General features: G+C 71.5%; 15 protein-coding genes. 8 read left to right on the top strand and 7 right to left on the bottom strand.

What is annotated here, in order from left to right:
- Nucleotides 1-19 precede the first annotated feature (19 nt).
- Nucleotides 20-1,156 carry an LLM class flavin-dependent oxidoreductase gene (locus tag ABFX51_RS14675; protein ID WP_346053991.1) on the bottom strand — a complete coding sequence of 379 codons (1,137 nt, stop codon included), beginning with the start codon at nucleotides 1,154-1,156 and terminating at the stop codon, nucleotides 20-22.
- Between the two features lie 238 nt (nucleotides 1,157-1,394).
- Here ABFX51_RS14675 and ABFX51_RS14670 point away from each other — a divergent pair, with 238 nt between their 5' ends.
- The 3 genes from ABFX51_RS14670 to ABFX51_RS14660 are packed head-to-tail and all read left to right on the top strand — an operon-like array spanning nucleotide 1,395 to nucleotide 4,649.
- Nucleotides 1,395-2,900: an aldehyde dehydrogenase family protein gene (locus ABFX51_RS14670; protein WP_346053990.1), complete on the top strand. Its 1,506-nt coding sequence runs from the start codon at nucleotides 1,395-1,397 to the stop codon at nucleotides 2,898-2,900.
- A complete protein-coding gene (locus ABFX51_RS14665) occupies nucleotides 2,897-3,652 on the top strand; it encodes a class II aldolase/adducin family protein (protein WP_245783356.1) in 756 nt (251 codons plus the stop codon). The genes ABFX51_RS14670 and ABFX51_RS14665 overlap by 4 nt, the downstream gene beginning before the upstream one ends.
- Nucleotides 3,653-3,710: 58 nt before the next feature.
- Nucleotides 3,711-4,649: a MarR family winged helix-turn-helix transcriptional regulator gene (locus tag ABFX51_RS14660; RefSeq protein ID WP_346053989.1), complete on the top strand. Its 939-nt coding sequence runs from the start codon at nucleotides 3,711-3,713 to the stop codon at nucleotides 4,647-4,649.
- 60 nt (nucleotides 4,650-4,709) lie between these two features.
- On the opposite strand, the gene ABFX51_RS14655 is transcribed toward ABFX51_RS14660, so the two are convergent.
- Entirely contained in the window at nucleotides 4,710-5,414 is a 705-nt protein-coding gene (locus ABFX51_RS14655; RefSeq protein ID WP_346053988.1) for a FadR/GntR family transcriptional regulator, read from the bottom strand.
- A 76-nt stretch (nucleotides 5,415-5,490) separates the two neighbouring features.
- Between ABFX51_RS14655 and ABFX51_RS14650 the strand changes: the two genes are divergently transcribed.
- On the top strand, nucleotides 5,491-6,684 hold the full coding sequence (locus ABFX51_RS14650; protein ID WP_346053987.1) for a fumarylacetoacetate hydrolase family protein: 1,194 nt from the start codon (nucleotides 5,491-5,493) through the stop codon (nucleotides 6,682-6,684).
- A gap of 12 nt (nucleotides 6,685-6,696) precedes the next feature.
- Here ABFX51_RS14650 and ABFX51_RS14645 read toward each other — a convergent pair whose 3' ends face one another.
- Nucleotides 6,697-9,405 (bottom strand): glycosyl hydrolase family 65 domain-containing protein, encoded by a 2,709-nt coding sequence (locus ABFX51_RS14645; RefSeq protein WP_346053986.1) that lies wholly within the window; start codon nucleotides 9,403-9,405, stop codon nucleotides 6,697-6,699.
- 206 nt (nucleotides 9,406-9,611) lie between these two features.
- Here ABFX51_RS14645 and ABFX51_RS14640 point away from each other — a divergent pair, with 206 nt between their 5' ends.
- Nucleotides 9,612-10,073, top strand: coding sequence for a DUF3237 domain-containing protein (locus tag ABFX51_RS14640; RefSeq protein ID WP_346053985.1), 462 nt, complete (start codon nucleotides 9,612-9,614; stop codon nucleotides 10,071-10,073).
- A gap of 15 nt (nucleotides 10,074-10,088) precedes the next feature.
- Here ABFX51_RS14640 and ABFX51_RS14635 read toward each other — a convergent pair whose 3' ends face one another.
- On the bottom strand, nucleotides 10,089-10,997 hold the full coding sequence (locus tag ABFX51_RS14635) for a LysR family transcriptional regulator (RefSeq protein ID WP_346053984.1): 909 nt from the start codon (nucleotides 10,995-10,997) through the stop codon (nucleotides 10,089-10,091).
- Nucleotides 10,998-11,068: 71 nt separating this feature from the next.
- Here ABFX51_RS14635 and ABFX51_RS14630 point away from each other — a divergent pair, with 71 nt between their 5' ends.
- Genes ABFX51_RS14630 through ABFX51_RS14620 form a run of 3 tightly spaced genes read left to right on the top strand, consistent with a single transcriptional unit; the run spans nucleotide 11,069 to nucleotide 14,079 of the window.
- Nucleotides 11,069-11,647, top strand: a complete 579-nt coding sequence (locus tag ABFX51_RS14630) for a carboxymuconolactone decarboxylase family protein (protein ID WP_346053983.1) — start codon at nucleotides 11,069-11,071, stop codon at nucleotides 11,645-11,647.
- A 12-nt stretch (nucleotides 11,648-11,659) separates the two neighbouring features.
- Nucleotides 11,660-12,088 carry a tautomerase family protein gene (locus ABFX51_RS14625; protein WP_346053982.1) on the top strand — a complete coding sequence of 143 codons (429 nt, stop codon included), beginning with the start codon at nucleotides 11,660-11,662 and terminating at the stop codon, nucleotides 12,086-12,088.
- Between the two features lie 35 nt (nucleotides 12,089-12,123).
- Nucleotides 12,124-14,079, top strand: coding sequence for an AAA family ATPase (locus tag ABFX51_RS14620; RefSeq protein WP_346053981.1), 1,956 nt, complete (start codon nucleotides 12,124-12,126; stop codon nucleotides 14,077-14,079).
- On the opposite strand, the gene ABFX51_RS14615 is transcribed toward ABFX51_RS14620, so the two are convergent.
- From ABFX51_RS14615 to ABFX51_RS14605, 3 genes are all read right to left on the bottom strand, one after another.
- Nucleotides 14,048-14,779 carry an alpha/beta fold hydrolase gene (locus ABFX51_RS14615; protein WP_346053980.1) on the bottom strand — a complete coding sequence of 244 codons (732 nt, stop codon included), beginning with the start codon at nucleotides 14,777-14,779 and terminating at the stop codon, nucleotides 14,048-14,050. The two genes, ABFX51_RS14620 and ABFX51_RS14615, sit on opposite strands and share 32 nt — an antisense overlap.
- A gap of 77 nt (nucleotides 14,780-14,856) precedes the next feature.
- Complete coding sequence (locus ABFX51_RS14610) at nucleotides 14,857-15,192, bottom strand: EthD domain-containing protein (protein ID WP_245783359.1); 336 nt, start codon at nucleotides 15,190-15,192, stop codon at nucleotides 14,857-14,859.
- Between the two features lie 5 nt (nucleotides 15,193-15,197).
- Nucleotides 15,198-16,607: an MFS transporter gene (locus ABFX51_RS14605; RefSeq protein ID WP_346053979.1), complete on the bottom strand. Its 1,410-nt coding sequence runs from the start codon at nucleotides 16,605-16,607 to the stop codon at nucleotides 15,198-15,200.
- Between the last annotated feature and the right edge of the window lie 92 nt (nucleotides 16,608-16,699).

Below are 16,699 nucleotides of genomic sequence, written 5' to 3'. Positions count from 1 at the left end.
GGCGGCTGTTCCGGGGGCGTCAGCGCAGGCCGGCTTGTTCCAAGAGCGGGTGGGTCTCCCGCTGGAACCGGCGCATGTCCTCCACGTACCTGGGCCAGGACAGCAGAATCCCGTCGAGCCCGGTCTTGGCCAGCGCGCCCAGCACGTCCACCACCTGTTCCGCGGTCCCCACGATCGGATATCCCGCCCAGCCGGCGATGAAGTGGAACTTCATGTCGTTGATCGTCTCCGCGCTGAACGACGCCTGAGAACCGACCATCCCGTTCACCAGGTTCGTCGCCGCCTCCCAGTCCCCCCGCTGGTTCACGTAGTAGTCCAGGAACCGGCGCGCCTCCTCCTCCGTGTCCTCCTGCACGACGTACGCGTTCGTCCACACCCCGATTTCCCGCCCGTACTCCTCGCGGGCCAGCGCCTTGAACGCCTTCACCCGCTCCGCCATCGCCTCCGGGTTCTGGTGCCCGATATCGGTGTTCACGAACACCACATCGCAATTGCGCGCACCGAAATGCCGCCCGGCCGTCGACGCACCCGCGTTCATCAGCACCGGACGCGGACTCTGCACGGGACGCGGTTTCAACAACGCGTCCTGCACCCGGAAGTACTTGCCCTCGAAACTGTACGGCTCGTCCCGCGTCCACAGCGCCACCACGATGTCCACCCATTCCTGAGCGACCGCGTAACGCTCGTCGTGGGGCAGCAACGGCGCGCCGAACATCTCGATCTCCGGCTTGTTCCACCCCGTCACGACGTTCAACGCGAAACGGCCACCGGAAATGTGATCGATCGTCGTCGCCTGCTTCGCGGCCAGCACCGGGTGGATCGTCGGCACGTGGCTCGTCGAAAAGATGCCCGCCCTGCTCGTCAACGCCGCCTGGGCCGCCGCCCACGTGTAACACTCGAAACCCGCGCCGTTGAAGTCCGTCGCCCCGCCGAAACCCCGCCACCGTCCCACCGGCACGAGGGCCTCGAACCCCATCGCGTCACCCAGCCGCCCCAGCTCCGCGGTCGACGGCCAGTCCGCCGTCAGCACCCCGTCGGCCGTCGAAATCGCACACCCCCCGCTCAGGTTCGTCGAGAAAGTACCCAACTTCAGCGCCCGGTCGCCCAGCACCGGATGCCGGACCTGCCCCTCGAGCGAAGCCACCGACGTCACCATTGACGCTCCTTCCACAGTGCATCCAACCCCCAGCGAGTTCCGACCGTATACGTAATATTTCGGGAGGGCAAGGTGCCTCTCCGGACTCTGAGGGTCACTGAACCCAGTCCAGGGGCCGAAAGCCTGCTGGCCACGCTTCGTTGACACCCGCTTCCAGCGAAGCCTATAGTCCCACCATCCGCGTACGTACTATCTATCGCGCTGACGTCTTCCGGCCACATCGCAGAAAGAGCGAACGATGAGCATTGGCACCGTGCACGACGCCGAACCGGCAACGCTGGCCTCGAACGAGGCGCGTGTCCGAGGACTGCTGGACCGGGAATGGCGCCTGCTCGTCGACGGCCGGCGAGTCGGCGCCGCGAGCGGGAAGACGTTCCCCGTCACCAGCCCCTACACCGAGGAAGTGATCGCGCACGTGCCCGACGCCTCCGCCGAGGACGTCGACCGGGCCATCGCCGGCGCGGCGCGGGCGTTCCCGGCCTGGGCCCGCACGACCCCGGGCGAGCGGGCGAAGGCGCTCTTCGCGCTGGCCGACGAGATCGCACGGCGCGCGCAGGACTTCGCGGTGCTCGACGCGATCGACGGTGGCGCCCCGGTCGGCATCATGCTGCTCGACGTCAAGATCGCTTTGGACAGCCTGCGGTACTTCGCCGGGCTCGCGATGGAGACCAAGGGCTACACCGTGCCGGCCAGCACGAACCTGCACTTCACCGAGCTGCAGCCCTACGGCGTGGTGGGGAAGATCATCCCGTTCAACCACCCGTTCATGTTCGCCGCCAGCAAGATCGCCGCACCGCTGGCCGCCGGCAACACGGTGGTCCTCAAGCCCGCGGAGGCGACTCCCCTGTCGGCGCTGCTGCTGGCCGACCTGGTCCAGGAGATCCTTCCGCCGGGCGTCGTGCAGGTCGTCGTCGGCGACGGGCCGGAGGCGCCGCAGGCGATCGTGCGCAGCCGCCTGGTCAGGCGGATCGGCTTCACGGGCAGCGAGCAGGTCGGGCGGTTCATCCAGCGCAGCGCCGCGGAGGTGGCGGTCAAGCACGTGACGCTCGAACTCGGCGGCAAGAACGCGCTCATCGCGTTCCCCGACGCCTCGCCGCAGAAGGTGGCCCGAGCGGCGATCCAGGGCATGAACTTCACCTGGTCCGGCCAGTCGTGCGGGTCGACGTCCCGGCTTCTCGTGCACGACGACATAGCCGACGAGGTACTGGCGGCGGTGGCGGCGCAGCTCGCCGGCCGCCGGTTCGTGTCGCCGCTCGACCCGGAGGCCGTCCAGGGGACGATGGTGAACAAGCGCCAGTACGACCGGGTGCTCGGCTACCTCGCGGGTGCCGTCGACAGTGGAGCGCGGGTCGTCACGGGCGGCGGCAGGCCCGCCTCGGTGGACAAGGGACTCTTCGTCGCGCCCACCTTCCTCGACCGGGTGAGCCCGGAGTGGCCCGTCGCCAACGAAGAGATCTTCGGCCCCGTGGTGTCCGTCATCCGCTGGACGGACGAAGAGGACGCGGTGCGGATCGCCAACAGCGTCGACTACGGACTGACCGGCAGTGTCTTCACCAACGACATCTCCACCGCCCACCGCGTCGCCCGCGCGCTCGAAACCGGGTTCGTGTGGATCAACGGCGCCGGCCCGCACTTCCAGGGCGTACCGTACGGCGGCTGGAAGAACTCGGGTGTGGGCCGCGAAGAGAGCCTGGAGGAACTGTTGAGCTACACCCAGTCCAAGTCCGTGACGGTGATGTTGTGACCGCTTTCGAGGGATTCGCTTCCGAGGACGACCGGCGGGCGGTGGCGGAAGCGAACTGGGCGCTCGCCGCGGCAGGGCAGTCCGACCTCGTGTGGGGTCACGTCGGGATGCGCGTCGCGGGTGACTCGGTGCTGATGAAGGTGTCCGGGCTGGGCTTCGAAGAAGTGGACGAGAACACGCTGGTGGTGGTCGACCGCGCGGGCTCGGTCCGTGCCGGGACCGGCCGCCGCCACCTGGAGTACTGCATCCACACCGAAATCCTGGCCGCCCGCCCGGACGTCGGCGCGGTGGTGCACACCCACTCGGTCGCGGCCGCGGCGTTCGCCTCGACGGAGGAACCGCTGCGCCCCCTCACCCACGACGCCGTCCCGTTCCTGGCCCCCGACGTCCCGCGGTTCACCACGACCGGCAACCTGATCTCCACCCCACAGCTCGGCGAAGAGCTCGCGAAGTGCTTGGGGGACAACAACGGCTGCCTCATCCCCGGGCACGGGATGGTCACCGTCGGGGCGTCCCTCGCCGCGGCCGTCATGCACGCGGCGTTGCTCGACCGGGCCTGCCGGGTCCAGCTGGACGCGATGGCAGCGGGTGGTCCGCGCCGGTGGTCGAGCGAGGCCGAGGTCGCCGAAAAGCGGGCGGGGCTGTGGACGGAAGGCCAGCTCACCGCCGGGTACGAGTACCTGGTGCGGCGCGGGAAAACCCTTGCCGCACCGGCCGGTCACCCCGGCCGGCGAGGAGCGGCCACCCGATAGTGCGTATACGGAGCACTCCTCGGTAGGGTGGCCCGGAGTGGTCGAGAGGAGTGCTTCAGTGACGACCCGCGGTCGTGAGCGGCCCTCCGCCGGCGTGAAGTCGTCCGAGCCGGCGCGGCTGGTGTCCATCCCCGGCTACCTGATCCGCCGGAGCCAGGCGGTGCACAACTCCCTGTGGGGTGAGCTGGTGCCGGGCGACCTGACCGGACCCCAGTACGCCGTGCTGTCCGTGCTCGCCGCGTTTCCCCAGTCCGACCAACAGCGGGTGGTACGCCTCGCCTCGCTCGACAGGTCGTCGGGAGCGGACGTCGTCGCCCGGCTGGTGCGGAAGGCGTGGATCGAGCGTTCCCGGAGCCCTGAGGACGCCCGCCGCTACCTGCTGACGCTGACCCAGGCCGCGTCGATCGCGTTGTCGTCGATCACCCCGCGGGTCAAGGCCGTGCAGGACGCGCTGCTGGCGCCGCTGCGGGCCTCGCGGCGCGCGGCGTTCGTGACCGAGCTGGCCGCGGTCGCCCGGGTCGCCGCGGGCGAGCTGCGCGGGGCGCCCCAGGACGCGTTCCCGGTTCTGGAGCTGGCCGTGCCCGGTCACCTGATCCGGTGCGCGCAGCAGGTGCACACCGCGTACTGGGCGGAGATCATGGACGGCAGGCTGACCGGCCCGCAGTACGCCGTGCTGCACGTCGTCGGGCGCTGGCCGGGGATCAACCAGCGGCGGCTCGGGGAACTGGCGGCGCTGGACAGCTCCACGACGACGGACATCGTGAACAGGCTGGCCGGACGCGGCTGGATCACCCGCGAAAAGGACCCCGCCGACGGCCGCGGCCGCATCCTGACCTTGACCCGCGACGCCCTCGCGTCGCTGAAAGGCATCCACCCCAAGGTCGAGCTCGTGCAGCAACGGCTGCTCGAACCACTGCGCCCCCGCGAGCGCACCGAATTCCTGCGTGACCTCGCGCGGGTGGCGTTCGAGGGCAACCCGCCGGAGGCGGCTAGCTAGGCCGGGGCGCGCATTCCGGCCCTGTCCGGGGCCTGCTTTGTATGATGATCAGACCTCGGCCTACCGCGGCGCTTCGGACAGGAGCCGGTCACTGTGGCGCATGACGCGCCGCAGGTGGTTTTCGGTGGCGAACCGCGCCCGTGACGGATCACCGGCGGCGATCGCCTCCGCGATCTCCCGGTGCTCGGCCAGCGTGTTGGCCGCCTCGGAGGGGTAGCCGGGGCCCGAAGCGTAGGCGTTGCGCAGGAAGGCGTTCACCGGGCGGATCACCAGCGAGAAGAACGGGTTGCCGCTCGCCCGCGCGACGATCTCGTGGAAGCGCAGGTCGGCTTCGAGGAACCGGTCGCGCGCATCCGCGTTCTCCAGCGCCTCGGCCAGATCGCGGTTGGCCCGCTCGAGTTCGGCGAGGTGTTCGCCGGTCCGGCGGGCGGCGGCGAAGACCGCCATCTCCGCCTCCAGCACCAGCCGCAGTTCGAGCAGCTGCTCGAAGGACCCCTCGCTGCGCCGCAGCAGCAGGCCGTACTGGTCGGCGATGACCCGGCCGTCGAACTCGGCCACCGCCATCCCGCGTCCGGGCTTCACCGTGACCAGCCCGCGCTGGACCAGCAGGCGCGCGGTCTCGCGGACGACCGTGCGGGACACCCCGAAACGGGCCGCCAGCTCGGCCTCGGTGGGCAGCCGCTCGCCCGGTGCCAGGCCGACGATCTCGTTCTCGAGGGTGTCGGCCAGCCGCTCGGAGAGCCGCCTGCGCAGGTCGTCGCTCATGGCGGCCATCGTACGACCTTTGTACGATGATAGGACGTTCTCCGTCAAGTGCTGCTCAGTCCAGGAAGGCGGTCTCGTGCACCCCATCGCCCAGCCCGGTCAGCTCCTTCCCGCCGACGCCGAGCGGGCCACGCTGCTCGCGCGCGTCTTCGATCCCGCCGTCGGCGGCCCGTGTGTCGCGGCGATCCGCGGTGACCGGGTCGTGGACCTGACCGCGGTGAGCCCCACCGTCGCGGACCTGCTCGACCGCCCCGACGCCGTGGCCGTGGTGCGCGGCGCGGCGGGCGGGCGCGAGTGGCCGCTGGCGGAACTGCTCACCGCGACGCTGTCGCGGGACCCGGCGTCCGCGCGCTTCCTGGCCCCGGTGGACCTCCAGGTCATCAAGGCGGCCGGGGTCACGTTCGTCCGGAGCATGCTGGAGCGAGTCATCGAGGAACGCGCCGCCGGGGACCCGCGGCGCGCGGAGGAGGTCCGCGACCGGATCGCCGGTCTCGTCCGCGGCCACATCTCGCAGCTGCGGCCGGGGTCGGAAGACGCCGCGCGGGTCAAGGACCTCCTGGTGCGTGAGGGACTGTGGTCGCAGTACCTGGAAGTGGGCATCGGTCCCGACCCCGAGATCTTCACGAAGGCGCCGGTGCTGTCCGCCGTCGGCACCGGCGCCGAGATCGGGGTGCTCGCCCGCTCCACCTGGAACAACCCCGAGCCGGAGCTGGTGCTGGCGGTCACCTCGGCGGGGGCGCCGGTCGCGGCCACGCTCGGCAACGACGTGAACCTGCGGGACTTCGAGGGGCGCAGCGCGCTGCTGCTGACCGAGGCCAAGGACAACAACGCCTCCTGCGCGATCGGCCCGTTCCTGCGGCTGTTCGACGACGGCTTCACGCTCGACGACGCGCGCCGCGTCGAGGTCGCGCTCGACATCACCGGCACCGACGGGTTCTCGCTGCACGGGGTCAACCCCGTGAGCGAGATCAGCCGCGACATCGCCGAGCTGGTGGCCCACGCCCACGGTCCGCACCACCGCTACCCCGACGGGTTCGTGCTCTTCACCGGCACGATGTTCGCGCCGACCGAGGACCGGGACGAGCCGGGGCAGGGGTTCACCCACAAGCCCGGCGACGTCGTGCGCATCTCCTCCCCCGCGCTCGGCTCGCTCGTCAACGTGGTCACGACCGCCGAGCAGGCCCCGGACTGGACCTTCGGCATCCGTGCGCTGATCGCCAACCTCGCCGCGCGGGGCCTGCTCACCGGCACCACCGAGGCGCGTTCCTGACCGGGGCGCCGGTCAGGACCCGCAGTCGGTCGCGTCGCCCGCGGGGTGGCGGGTGGGCAGCTGCAGCGGGACGCCGGGCCGGACCTGGCGCACGTCACCGCCGCCGACGCGCACCGGGAGCGGCGGACCGGAACGCAGGGTCAGCTTCGTGGTCCGCGCGCCGACGGACAGGTCGAACGTGCGGCCGTGCCACTTGATCCCCGTGATGTCCACGCCCGGCAGTTGCGGCGGCAGGAAGGGATCGACGGCGACGGCGTCGGTCCCCCACCGCAGCCCGGTGAACCCGTAGAGGAACTCCTGCAGGTAGCCGCCCTGGCCGGTGGTGAAGTCGAACGCGCCGCCCGTGCGGGTTTCGTACCACTGGTTGAACGGCGCCGCCAGGTACGGATCCGCGCTGGTGCGCAGCGAGGTGTAGACCTGGCAGCCGGGCGAACCGAGTGCGGCACCGGCGATGGTGGCGATCGCGTCCGTCATCGACGGGCCGTTGGGGTCGGTGCGCTGCCGGTAGTAGTCCAGGTCGTTCTGGGCCAGCTCGGGCGACATCGGCACCGCCCACGGGTACTGCAGCAAGGTGACATCGGCCTGCTTGATCGTCTGCCCCGCGTACCCGTCGAACTCGGGGTGGATGTTGTTCACGGGATCGACCGGGATCTTCAGGCCGTCCGCGACCCTCGCCCACGCCGGATCGGCGGGCCGCCCGACGATGCCCGCGGCGCGGATCGCGATGCGCAGTGAGGCCTGCGCTCCGGCGTTGGTGCTCGCGCTGTTGTTGACGTTGTCGTGGTATTCGTCGGCACCCTTGACGTCGTTGATGGAGTACCCGCCTGCCGGGTCGGGCACCGCGCGCGTGGCCCAGTAGTCGGCGATGCCCTGCAGCACGGGCCACGCCTTGTCCCGCAGCCAGGTCCGGTCACCGGTCGCTTCGTAGTACTGCCACTGCGCCAGCGCGATGTCCGAGTTGATGTGGATCTCCTGCCTGCCGTCCGGTGACCAGTCCGGGGTCGTCTCCTTGCCGGTCAGCGCGCTCTGCCACGGGAACTTCGCACCCTTGACCGGGTGGTCCGGAGTGGACAGTGCCGCGGCGGCGGCCCTGGCTGCGGGCAGGCGCTGCTGCCGGTAGGCGTTCGCGTCGGCGGCGATGTCGGGGTACTGGGCCAGCAGCGCCGGGTACATCCACGTCTCCATGTCCCAGAACACGTGGCCGCTGTAACCGTCCGAGGACAGGCCACCCGGGCTGGCGCTCCAGACGACCCCGGCGCGCACGCTCGCGAGCAGGTAGAACATCGACGCGTGGACCTGCGCGGTCATGGTGGGGTCGCCGGGGATCGAGATGTTCGACCGCCAGAGGTCCGCCCAGGCGTCCTGGTTGCGCGCCAGCGCACGCTGGTAGCCCTCGACGGCGGCGTGGGCCGCGGTCCTCGCGGCGGCCTGCTGCGGAGCCGCGGGCAGGCGGTCGGTGTCGACGCTGGAGGCGACCCCCACGAACTTGGTGATCCGCAACGGCTGCCCGGCTCGCACCGGGAAGTCCGCTCGCTGTCCGGCACCACCGTCGGCGATCGCCCGGGTGGGCAAGGTCCTCCCGTCGACGCGCAGCACGGAACTCATCCCGGCGGTGACCAGGTTTCCGTCGCTCACCACGGTTTCCGACAGCGTCGCCGTCCGGCCGTCCACCTGTGGGTCCCGCGTCGAGGCGTGGTCCAGACCTCGGGCGTCGAACTCGTCGATCACGGTGGCCGTGCCGCTCCAGTGCGGGACGGCGCGCACGCTCACCGTGCCCAGGTGGCCGTCCGCGCGGTTGGCGTTGACCTCGTAGGCGAAGCTGGTCGTGTCGCCCGCGGGCGAGGTCCAGTCGAACGACGTGCTCAGCACACCCGTGCGCAGGTCCAGCGACTGCCGGTAGTTCGTCGTGGCACCCACCGTCGACGGGGCGACCTGCGTGGGCGGCTGCGCGCCTTCGGGATACAGCGCGAGGTAGTCGACGTTGACGCGCGCCGTGTCGCCGTCCGCGACCGTGACCTCGAGCGTGTTCGCGCCCGCGTTCAGGGTCACCGGCACCGTCACCACCGCCCAGTCGTCCCAGCTCGCCAGGCTGGGCACGGACAACTGCCGCGACTGGCCGTTCACTCCGATGTGGACGGTCTGCGCGCTGCCGCTGCCGTTGCCGTACCGGACGGCGAGCGTCGCCGGGCCGGCCGGCGCGTTCCGGACCGGGACGACGTCCCTGCCGCCGACCGTCGGGGTGTTGTTGGTGTTCAGGCCCGCCAGGTAGCTCCCGGTGATCGAGCCGGGGTGTGAGCTCTCGAGGAACGCGCCCCCGGAGATCTTCCCGTAGGCGGCGGGACACAGCTGTCCGAAGCCGCAGGACCACTCCCCCAGTCCGTAGACGTCGTCGCCGCGGCCGAACCCGAGCGTGGTCCAGGTCGGCAAACCGGCCCGCTCCTCCTGCCCGGCGGAAGGAGCGCCGTAGAAGCCCGCGAGCTGGGACTGGGTGACGATGGGCTTGCTGCTGTACCCGTGGCCCTCCGCGGGCACCCGGGCTCCGAGGTAACCGTTGCCGACGAACGTCGGTGAGTAGTTCTTCGACGGGTCATTGGTGCTCAGCACCCACCCGTCGTCCCGCGCGGGTGTGGCCGAAGCCGGTGCCGCCACCAAACCCAGGAGCAGGCAGCAGGCCACCACCAGGAAAGCGGCCCGTCTGCCGGGCCCGTCTTGCTTCGTCATCGGAACGCACCTCTTCGTGCCACGACGCGCGGACAATATGTTGCAGCAAGCAACATATATCGCGATCCGCGGCTGGTAAAGATGATGATCAGCGCTCCTTCACCGGTTCCTTCCGGCGGGCCGGGCGCCTACGGTCAGCGGAGATCGAACCGTCTGGAGGAGTCACCGTTGGGAATCACCGGTCTGCAGATCCGCGAGGTCGCCTGATGCTGTTCCCGCCGCCGGGGCTGGAGCCCCTCGCCACCGTGACCGTCGACCTCGCTCCCCCGCTGGACTTCGGCCCGGGTCCCGACGGCCACCACCGCACGGTGCCGATCACCGGCGGCACCGTCGACGGGCCCGCGTTGTCCGGCCGCGTCCTGCCCGGCGGGGCGGACTGGCAGCGCGTGCTGCCCGACGGCACCGTGTTCGTCGAAGCCCGCTACACGCTCGAACTGTCCGGCGCGCTCGTGGGGTTGGTCAGCACCGGCGTCCGCACCGGGCCGCCGGAGGTCCTCGCCGCGCTGGCCCGGGGCGAGGACGTCGACCCCGCGGAGTACTACTTCCGCGTCACGCTGCGGGCCACCACGGCGGATGCGCGGTACCGGTGGCTCACCACCAGCGTCCTGATCGGCCGCGCCGAGCGCACCGCGAACCAGGTCCGCTACGACCTCCACCGCCTGCTCTGACCCGAGAACACCACCTCACTCGGCGAGGGCGGCGGCTTCCTGGCGGAGTGCGTGCACGAGGGCGTCCATCGACGCCGTGGGCGAGCCGGGCAGGCGCACCAGGCTGACGCGGCGCCGCTCCTCCGGGACGCCGTCGAGGGTGACGAGGCGGACGCCGGGCGGGACCGCGGACAGCAGTGTCGACGGAACGGTCGTGATCCCGGCTCCGGCCGCCACCAGGCTCAGTTTGGTGAGCCAGTCGCGCGCCGCGTGGCGGACCTGGGGCCTGCCGGGGAGGCCGGGCCAGACGCCGAGCAGGGGTTCGCCGGCGCCGGCGGGGCTGCCGATCCACGTCTCGCCGGCGAGGTGTTCCGCGGTCACGGCCGGGCGCGCCGCGAGCGGGCTGCCCGCCGGGACCGCCAGGACCAGGCGGTCTTCCAGGAGCGGCTCCACGTGCAGGGGCGGATCGTCGGTGTCCGGTGAGCGGTGTGGCGGCCGGGAGGTCAGCAGCGCGAGGTCGATCGCCCCGGTACGCAGCGCCCGCACCAGCGACGGGGTGCCGCCCTCCCGCGTGCTGACCTGGATCCGCGGGTGTTCCCGGTGGAGCGCCGCCAGCGCACGCCCCACGACCACCGCGCCGGCCGCGGGGAAGAACCCCAGCCGGACGCGGCCGGCGTCGTCCTCCTTGCCACGCAGTTCCCGCTCGGCCGCGTCCAGCGCGTCCAGGGCGACGACGGCGTGCCGCAGCAGGGCGTGCCCGGCCGGGGTCAGCCGCACGCCGCCGGGGTGGCGCTCGAACAGCCGGGCGCCGGTGGCCTGCTCCAGCGCGGCGACCTGCCGGGAGACGGCGGGTTGCGTGTACCCCAGCGCCTCGGCCGCCGCGGTGAAGGTGCCGCGCTCGGCCACCTCACGCAGGACCCGCAACCCGACCAGCGCGACCTCCATAAGGAATCATCATATCGGCTATGCAGGACATTCGCTGGCGGAATGCCCCGCGCGTTCCTAACGTCGGGGACATGGAAGAACAACCCGGCGGCCGGTTACCGCTGCTGCCACCTGACGCCCTCGACGCGGAGCAACACGCGGTGTGGGAGCGTCTGACCGCCACCCGCGTCAGGGCCGCGGCGGGCTACACCGCGGCACTGCCCGACGGACGGCTCATCGGCCCGTTCAACGTCATGCTGCGCGCCCCTCGGCTCGCCGCGCCTCTGCTGGAGTGGACGCAGGCCATCACGCGGTCCGGCATCCCCCAGGACGTCCGCGAGGTGGTCATCCTCACCGTCGCCGCGCACTGGCAGGCCGAATACGCGTTGTACGCCCACACCGCGGCCGCGGAGCGTGCTGACGTACCCGCGGGCGCGATCGCGGCGCTTCGACGGGGCGGCGAACCCTCCGGTCTGAGCGCCGAAGCCGTTGTAGCGCACCGGTTGGCCGTCGCCCTCGTCCGCGACCACCACGTGCCGGACGACCTCTACGACGAGGCGGTCACGACGTTCGGCGTGGAAACGCTCGTCGTGCTCGTCAACCTCATCGGCCAGTACCTCAACACCTCGGCGCTGCTGACCTGTTTCCAGGTCCCGGCGCCGGTCTCGTGAAAGGAAAACACCATGCCTCTCGTCAACGTCCACCTGCGCCGGGGAACCACCCCCGAATACCGCCACCTCGTTTCCGAGGCCATCCACCGCGCCATGGTGGACGTGCTGAAGATCCCCGAGGACGACCAGTTCCACGTCTTCCACGAGGTCGACCCCGAGAACTTCGTCATCCAGCCCGTTGTGTTCGGCCTGCCCCGAGGCGAGCGCGCGATGTTCATCCAGCTGGCGTTCAACCAGCGCACCGCGGAGCAGAAGACCGAGCTGTTCCGGGCGATCGTGGCCAACCTGCGGTCCTTCGCCGGCGTCGGTGAGGAGGACGTCCTGCTGGTGGCCTTCGAGACAGCGCGCGAAAACTGGTGGGCGGCGGGGCGGGTCGTCAACCCGGAGACCGGCTACGACGAACGCATGACCGACCTCCAGGGCACTGTCGGGAGCGTTTAGTTCGCAGTTCCCGGCTCCCCCTGTAGCGTCGAAAGGTGAGCACGACCAGCAGCACCGCGGAACGCCTCGGGGACGCCGTCGAGGCCGGGCGCGATCGCGGCTTCGTCGGGCGCGGCCCGGAGCTCGCGGCGTTCCGGGCCGCGCTCGCGGGTACCGCCCCGCCGATCCACCACGTGCACGGGCCCGGCGGCATCGGGAAGTCGATGCTGCTGCGGCGGTACGCGCGCGAGGCCAGGCGGGCCGGGCGCCGGGTCCTCGAGCTGGACGGCAAAAGCGGCGAAAAGGCCGCGTCCCCGATAGCGGCGGTCGGGGACGCCGTGCGCGACCCGGCGCTGGTGCTGCTCGTCGACCACCTCAACCTCTGCGACGTCAAGGGGACGCGGGAGCAGGAATGGCTCCTGACCCAGCTGCCCGTCGGTGTGGTGGTCGTCGTGGCGAGCCGGGAGCCGCCGGAACCGCCCGCGGTGGCGGATCCCGGGTGGGCGAAGCTGGTGCGGGTCACCGCCTTGGGGAACCTCGCTCCGGCCGAAGCGGTGGAGGTGCTCGCAGCGCACGGCGTCCCGGCCGCCCGGCACCAGGACGTGCTGTCGTTCGCCGGGGGCAACCCGCTCGCGCTGGCGCTGGCCGCCAGGGCCGCCGCGCGGGACGACGGCACCCCGTGGACCCCGGACCAGGACCTCGTCGCGACACTGCTCCCCCAGCTCGTCGGTGAAATCCCCAGCCCGCGGCACCGCAGGGCACTGGAGATCTGCGCGCACGCGCGCTTCACCTCCGAAGCGCTGTTGCGCGAACTGCTGGGCGAGGACGCGCCGCTGCTGTTCGAATGGCTGCGGGCGCAACCGTTCGTGGAATCCCATCCGGACGGGCTGTTCCCGCACGACGCCGTGCGGGAAGTGGTCGAAGCCGACCTCAGGTGGCGCGACCCGGACAGCTTCGCCGACCTGCACGCCCAGGTGCGGGAACACGTCTTCCAGCAGCTCCGCGTCGCGCCGGAGAACCGGCTCCGGCAGAGCGTCAGCGCCCTGGGCCACCTGTACCGTCGCGACCGGCCGCTGGCGAAGTGGCTCGACGAGGACGAGGTGAGCGACGAACCGTACGCGCCGGAGCACCGGGAGGCCGTGCTCGAACTCGTCCGCCGGACCGAAGGGGACTCGTCCGCCACCGCGAGCTGGCTCGACCGGCAGCCCGGCGCGTTCCGCCTCACCGGCACCGGTGAGATCACCGGGTTCTCGGCCTGGCTCCGGCTGACCGACCCCGACGAAACGGATCCCGTGATCGCCGCGATCTGGCGGCACGCAAGGGAAAACGCCCCGGTACGGCCGGGCGAGCACCTCGGCGTGGCCCGGTTCCACGGGTCCCGCTGGCGCGTTCTCGGCGAGGTGCTGCGGTCCAGCAACCTCGCCTGGTCCTACGTCGTGCTGCCGGACGACGGCGACTGGGACTCCTGCCTCGCCGAGCTCGGGTGGCCGCGGATCGACGCCGGGGAGCACGGGTACGCGGTGTTCGCACACGACTGGCGCGCCCAGCCCGCCGCCGCGTGGCTGGCGGAGCGGAGCAGGGCGATGCTCTCGGGCCAGGTCGTGACACGGGAACCGTTGGCACGTCAGGACAATCTGGTCGTGCTGTCGCGGGAGGAGTTCGACGCCGCCGTCCGTGACGCGCTGCGCACGTTCCGCCGCCCGGTCGCGAACCCGCTCGACCGCAGCCGCGTGCTCGTGGAAAGCGGCCACAGCCTTCCCGAGTTGCTGACCTACGCCGCCGACGCGTTGCTGGGCGAGCGGGGCGGCGACAAACTCCACCGGGCGGTGACCGTCACCTACTTCAAGGCCGTGCCGACGCAGGAGGCGGCGGCGGAGCGCCTCGGCGTCCCGTTCAGCACCTACCGCCGCCACCTCGCCGCGGCCGTCCGGCGCATGAGTGAGCTGCTCTGGCACCACGAGCTGACCGGGACACCGGTCCTCACGAACCGACCGAGTCCCAGAACGTCGTGAGCACCTTCGCCGTGCCCTCCGGGTCGTCCAGCATCCAGAAGTGCCCGCATCCCGGCAGCACCCGGAACTCCGCGGACACCCTCCCGGCGATCTCCCCGGCCTGCGCCCGGTTGTCGGAGGCGTCGTTCTCCGGCAGCAGCACCAGCCCGGGAGCGGCGGTGGGGACGTCCCTCGCCCAGTCCGAGAGGTTCGGCACCGCCGAGCGGTAGAGGCCGAGGATGCTGCGTCCCATCAGCTCGTCGATGTGGCTCGTCATCTCCCCCACGTCCTGCTCGGGCACGCCACGCTCGCGCAGCGTGCTCGCCGTGGCGCCCTTGTCGGCGATCATCTGCCGCACGACCTCCTCCCCCACCCCGGGTGTCTGCCAGTACTGCGCCACCTCGTGCCATTCGTACTCCTGGTGCAGCCCGCACATGACGTCGGCGGTCCAGCTGCGCAACGGGATCCCGGACGCCGTGGCGATCCGGTAGACCAGGAAGGCGCCCCAGTCGTGCCCCACCAGGTCGACCGGGCCCGGGACGTCCCGCAACCACTCGGTGAGCCAGTCGGCGTACTCCTCTTTCGTGGCACCGAAGGAGTCCGGCCAGGGGGTGCCGAACCCCGGCAGCGGGACGGCGACGCTGTCACGGTCGAGGTGGCCGCGCAGGCGGCCCCACACCTCGGTCGTTTCCGGTACCCCGTGGACGAAGACGGCGGTCATGGTGCTTTCCCTTCCGATCGTGGACTGCGAACGCACCATGCCGCCGTCCGGTGCTCACTCACCAGCTCATCCGGTGCTCACTCCCCGTCGATGACCACGTCCTCCTCACAGATGATGCGGCCGAACGTCGACAGGTCGATGAAGTTCTCGTGGTCGGGGTCGACGATCTTCAGGAAGTTCTCGCTGAAGAACAGGGCTTCGAGGTCGGCCATGCTGTCGAACCAGGCCTCGACCACCGAGTCGTACGCCGGCTCGGGGTAGCGGGGCGCCGGGACGGGGTAGGAGACGACGAACCTCCGGATGTACTGCTTCGCCTCCGGGATGGACATGAGCAGCGGCCGGTGCACGTTCCGCTGGTAGTCCGTGAACTCCTCGTGGGTCATGCCCTTCCGGCGGTTCAGGGTGATGATCATCTTGATCACGGGTGGATTTCCTCTCTTCCTTCTATCGCGGGCCGTCGCGCCCGGCTCCGGAGCCGTCGCGCGAGGACCCAGAACAACGCGGTGGTGACGACCTGGACGCCGAGCGCCACCGCGAAGGCGTGCTGCCAGCCGAGCGAGGGGGCGAGCGCGCCCAGCACCCCGCCGATCGTGGCGATACCGAGCCCCAGTGAGGCCTGTTGTGCGGTCGTGAACAGCCCGCCCGCCAGGCCGGCGACCCGGTGCGGCACCGCGGCCATGACCGTCCCGGCGAGGGGCCCGTACTGGCTCGCCTGCGCGACACCGAGGAGCAGGCCGAGCACTTCGAAGCAGCCGATCCAGACCCCCGCGCCCTCGCCCTGGGTGACCCACGAGGCCACGCCGAGCAGGACGAGACCGGCGGCCAGCAGGCCCGCGGCCAGCTCCATCGTGCGGTCGCCGAACCGCGCGGTGATCCGCGGCATCCGGAGTCCGGCGAGCACGAAGGTCCCGGCGAACGCGGTCAGCGCAAGGCCGGACTCCACCGGCGTCAGCCCGAGGCCGACCTGCGTCAGCATCGAGTACTCGTAGCTGAACGCGCCATAACCGGCGAACAGCAGCACGGCCATGGACAGGCCGAGCCGCAGCGCGGGCAGGCGCAGGCTCGACGGCGCGACCAGCACCGGGCGTCCCGCCCGCTCGCGCCGCCCCTGGTTGAGCCAGAAGCCGTACAACCCGAGCAGGCCCAGCGCCACCAACGCGAACGTCCACCACGCCCAGCCGACCGCCGGGCCGAGCGACAGCCCGGCGACCAGTGCCAGGAGCGGGATCCCCACGCGCAGCGCACCGCCGAGGTCGGGCCGTTCCGTGCTGTCCGGCGTGTGAGCCGGAAGCCGCCGCGCGCCGAGCAGCGCCACCAGACCGGGGACCGCGGAGGTCAGCACCGCCCCTCGCCATCCCGCGAACGGCAGGTCCAGCCCCATCACCAGGCCACCGAGGACCTGCCCCGCCACGGTGCCGACGCCGGAGCTCGCGGTGAACAGGGCGAGCCCGCGTGCCTTGGCGTGCGGGCCGCCGGAGGTCTGGACGATCGCCAGCGTCTGGGGCATCACGAGCGCCGAGGCCGTGCCCTGCAGGACGCGGGCGGCGACCAGCCACCACAGTCCGGGAGCCGCCGCGGCGAGCGCCGAGGTCAGCGCCAGCGCGAGGAGCCCGATCGTCAGCAGCCGCCGTCGGCCATACCGGTCGCCGAGGCGCCCGGCGAGGATCAGTCCCGCCGCGAACGCCACCGCGAACGCGGCGAGGACCAGCGCCGTTTCGCGCCGGCTCGCGCCCAGTTCCGGGCCCAGACGCGGGGCGGTCACGTTGCCGATGCTGAACGTGTACGTCGCCCCGAAGGCCGCGACGAACACCGGCCAGGTTCGTTCCATGCCCCCAACCCTGCGCGGCCGGCGGGGACCTACCCAGAGCGCCGTGATGCTGGTGGTCGGACCACCACCCTGACCCCGTGCCCCCGTGGGAT

This window comes from Amycolatopsis dongchuanensis, from assembly GCF_039542405.1.
Classification (GTDB): Bacteria; Actinomycetota; Actinomycetes; order Mycobacteriales; family Pseudonocardiaceae; genus Amycolatopsis_E; species Amycolatopsis_E sacchari.
The sequence above is the reverse complement of the archived record's forward strand: the minus strand, read 5'-3'. Positions and strand labels throughout refer to the sequence as shown.

Coding starts and splice junctions, on each gene's coding strand:
- ABFX51_RS14675 (WP_346053991.1), bottom strand. CDS start 1,156: ATGGTGACGTCGGTGGCTTCGCTCGAGGGGCAGGTCCGGCATCCGGTG.
- ABFX51_RS14670 (WP_346053990.1), top strand. CDS start 1,395: ATGAGCATTGGCACCGTGCACGACGCCGAACCGGCAACGCTGGCCTCG.
- ABFX51_RS14655 (WP_346053988.1), bottom strand. CDS start 5,414: ATGAGCGACGACCTGCGCAGGCGGCTCTCCGAGCGGCTGGCCGACACC.
- ABFX51_RS14645 (WP_346053986.1), bottom strand. CDS start 9,405: ATGACGAAGCAAGACGGGCCCGGCAGACGGGCCGCTTTCCTGGTGGTG.
- ABFX51_RS14640 (WP_346053985.1), top strand. CDS start 9,612: ATGCTGTTCCCGCCGCCGGGGCTGGAGCCCCTCGCCACCGTGACCGTC.
- ABFX51_RS14635 (WP_346053984.1), bottom strand. CDS start 10,997: ATGGAGGTCGCGCTGGTCGGGTTGCGGGTCCTGCGTGAGGTGGCCGAG.
- ABFX51_RS14630 (WP_346053983.1), top strand. CDS start 11,069: ATGGAAGAACAACCCGGCGGCCGGTTACCGCTGCTGCCACCTGACGCC.
- ABFX51_RS14625 (WP_346053982.1), top strand. CDS start 11,660: ATGCCTCTCGTCAACGTCCACCTGCGCCGGGGAACCACCCCCGAATAC.
- ABFX51_RS14615 (WP_346053980.1), bottom strand. CDS start 14,779: ATGACCGCCGTCTTCGTCCACGGGGTACCGGAAACGACCGAGGTGTGG.
- ABFX51_RS14610 (WP_245783359.1), bottom strand. CDS start 15,192: ATGATCATCACCCTGAACCGCCGGAAGGGCATGACCCACGAGGAGTTC.
- ABFX51_RS14605 (WP_346053979.1), bottom strand. CDS start 16,607: ATGGAACGAACCTGGCCGGTGTTCGTCGCGGCCTTCGGGGCGACGTAC.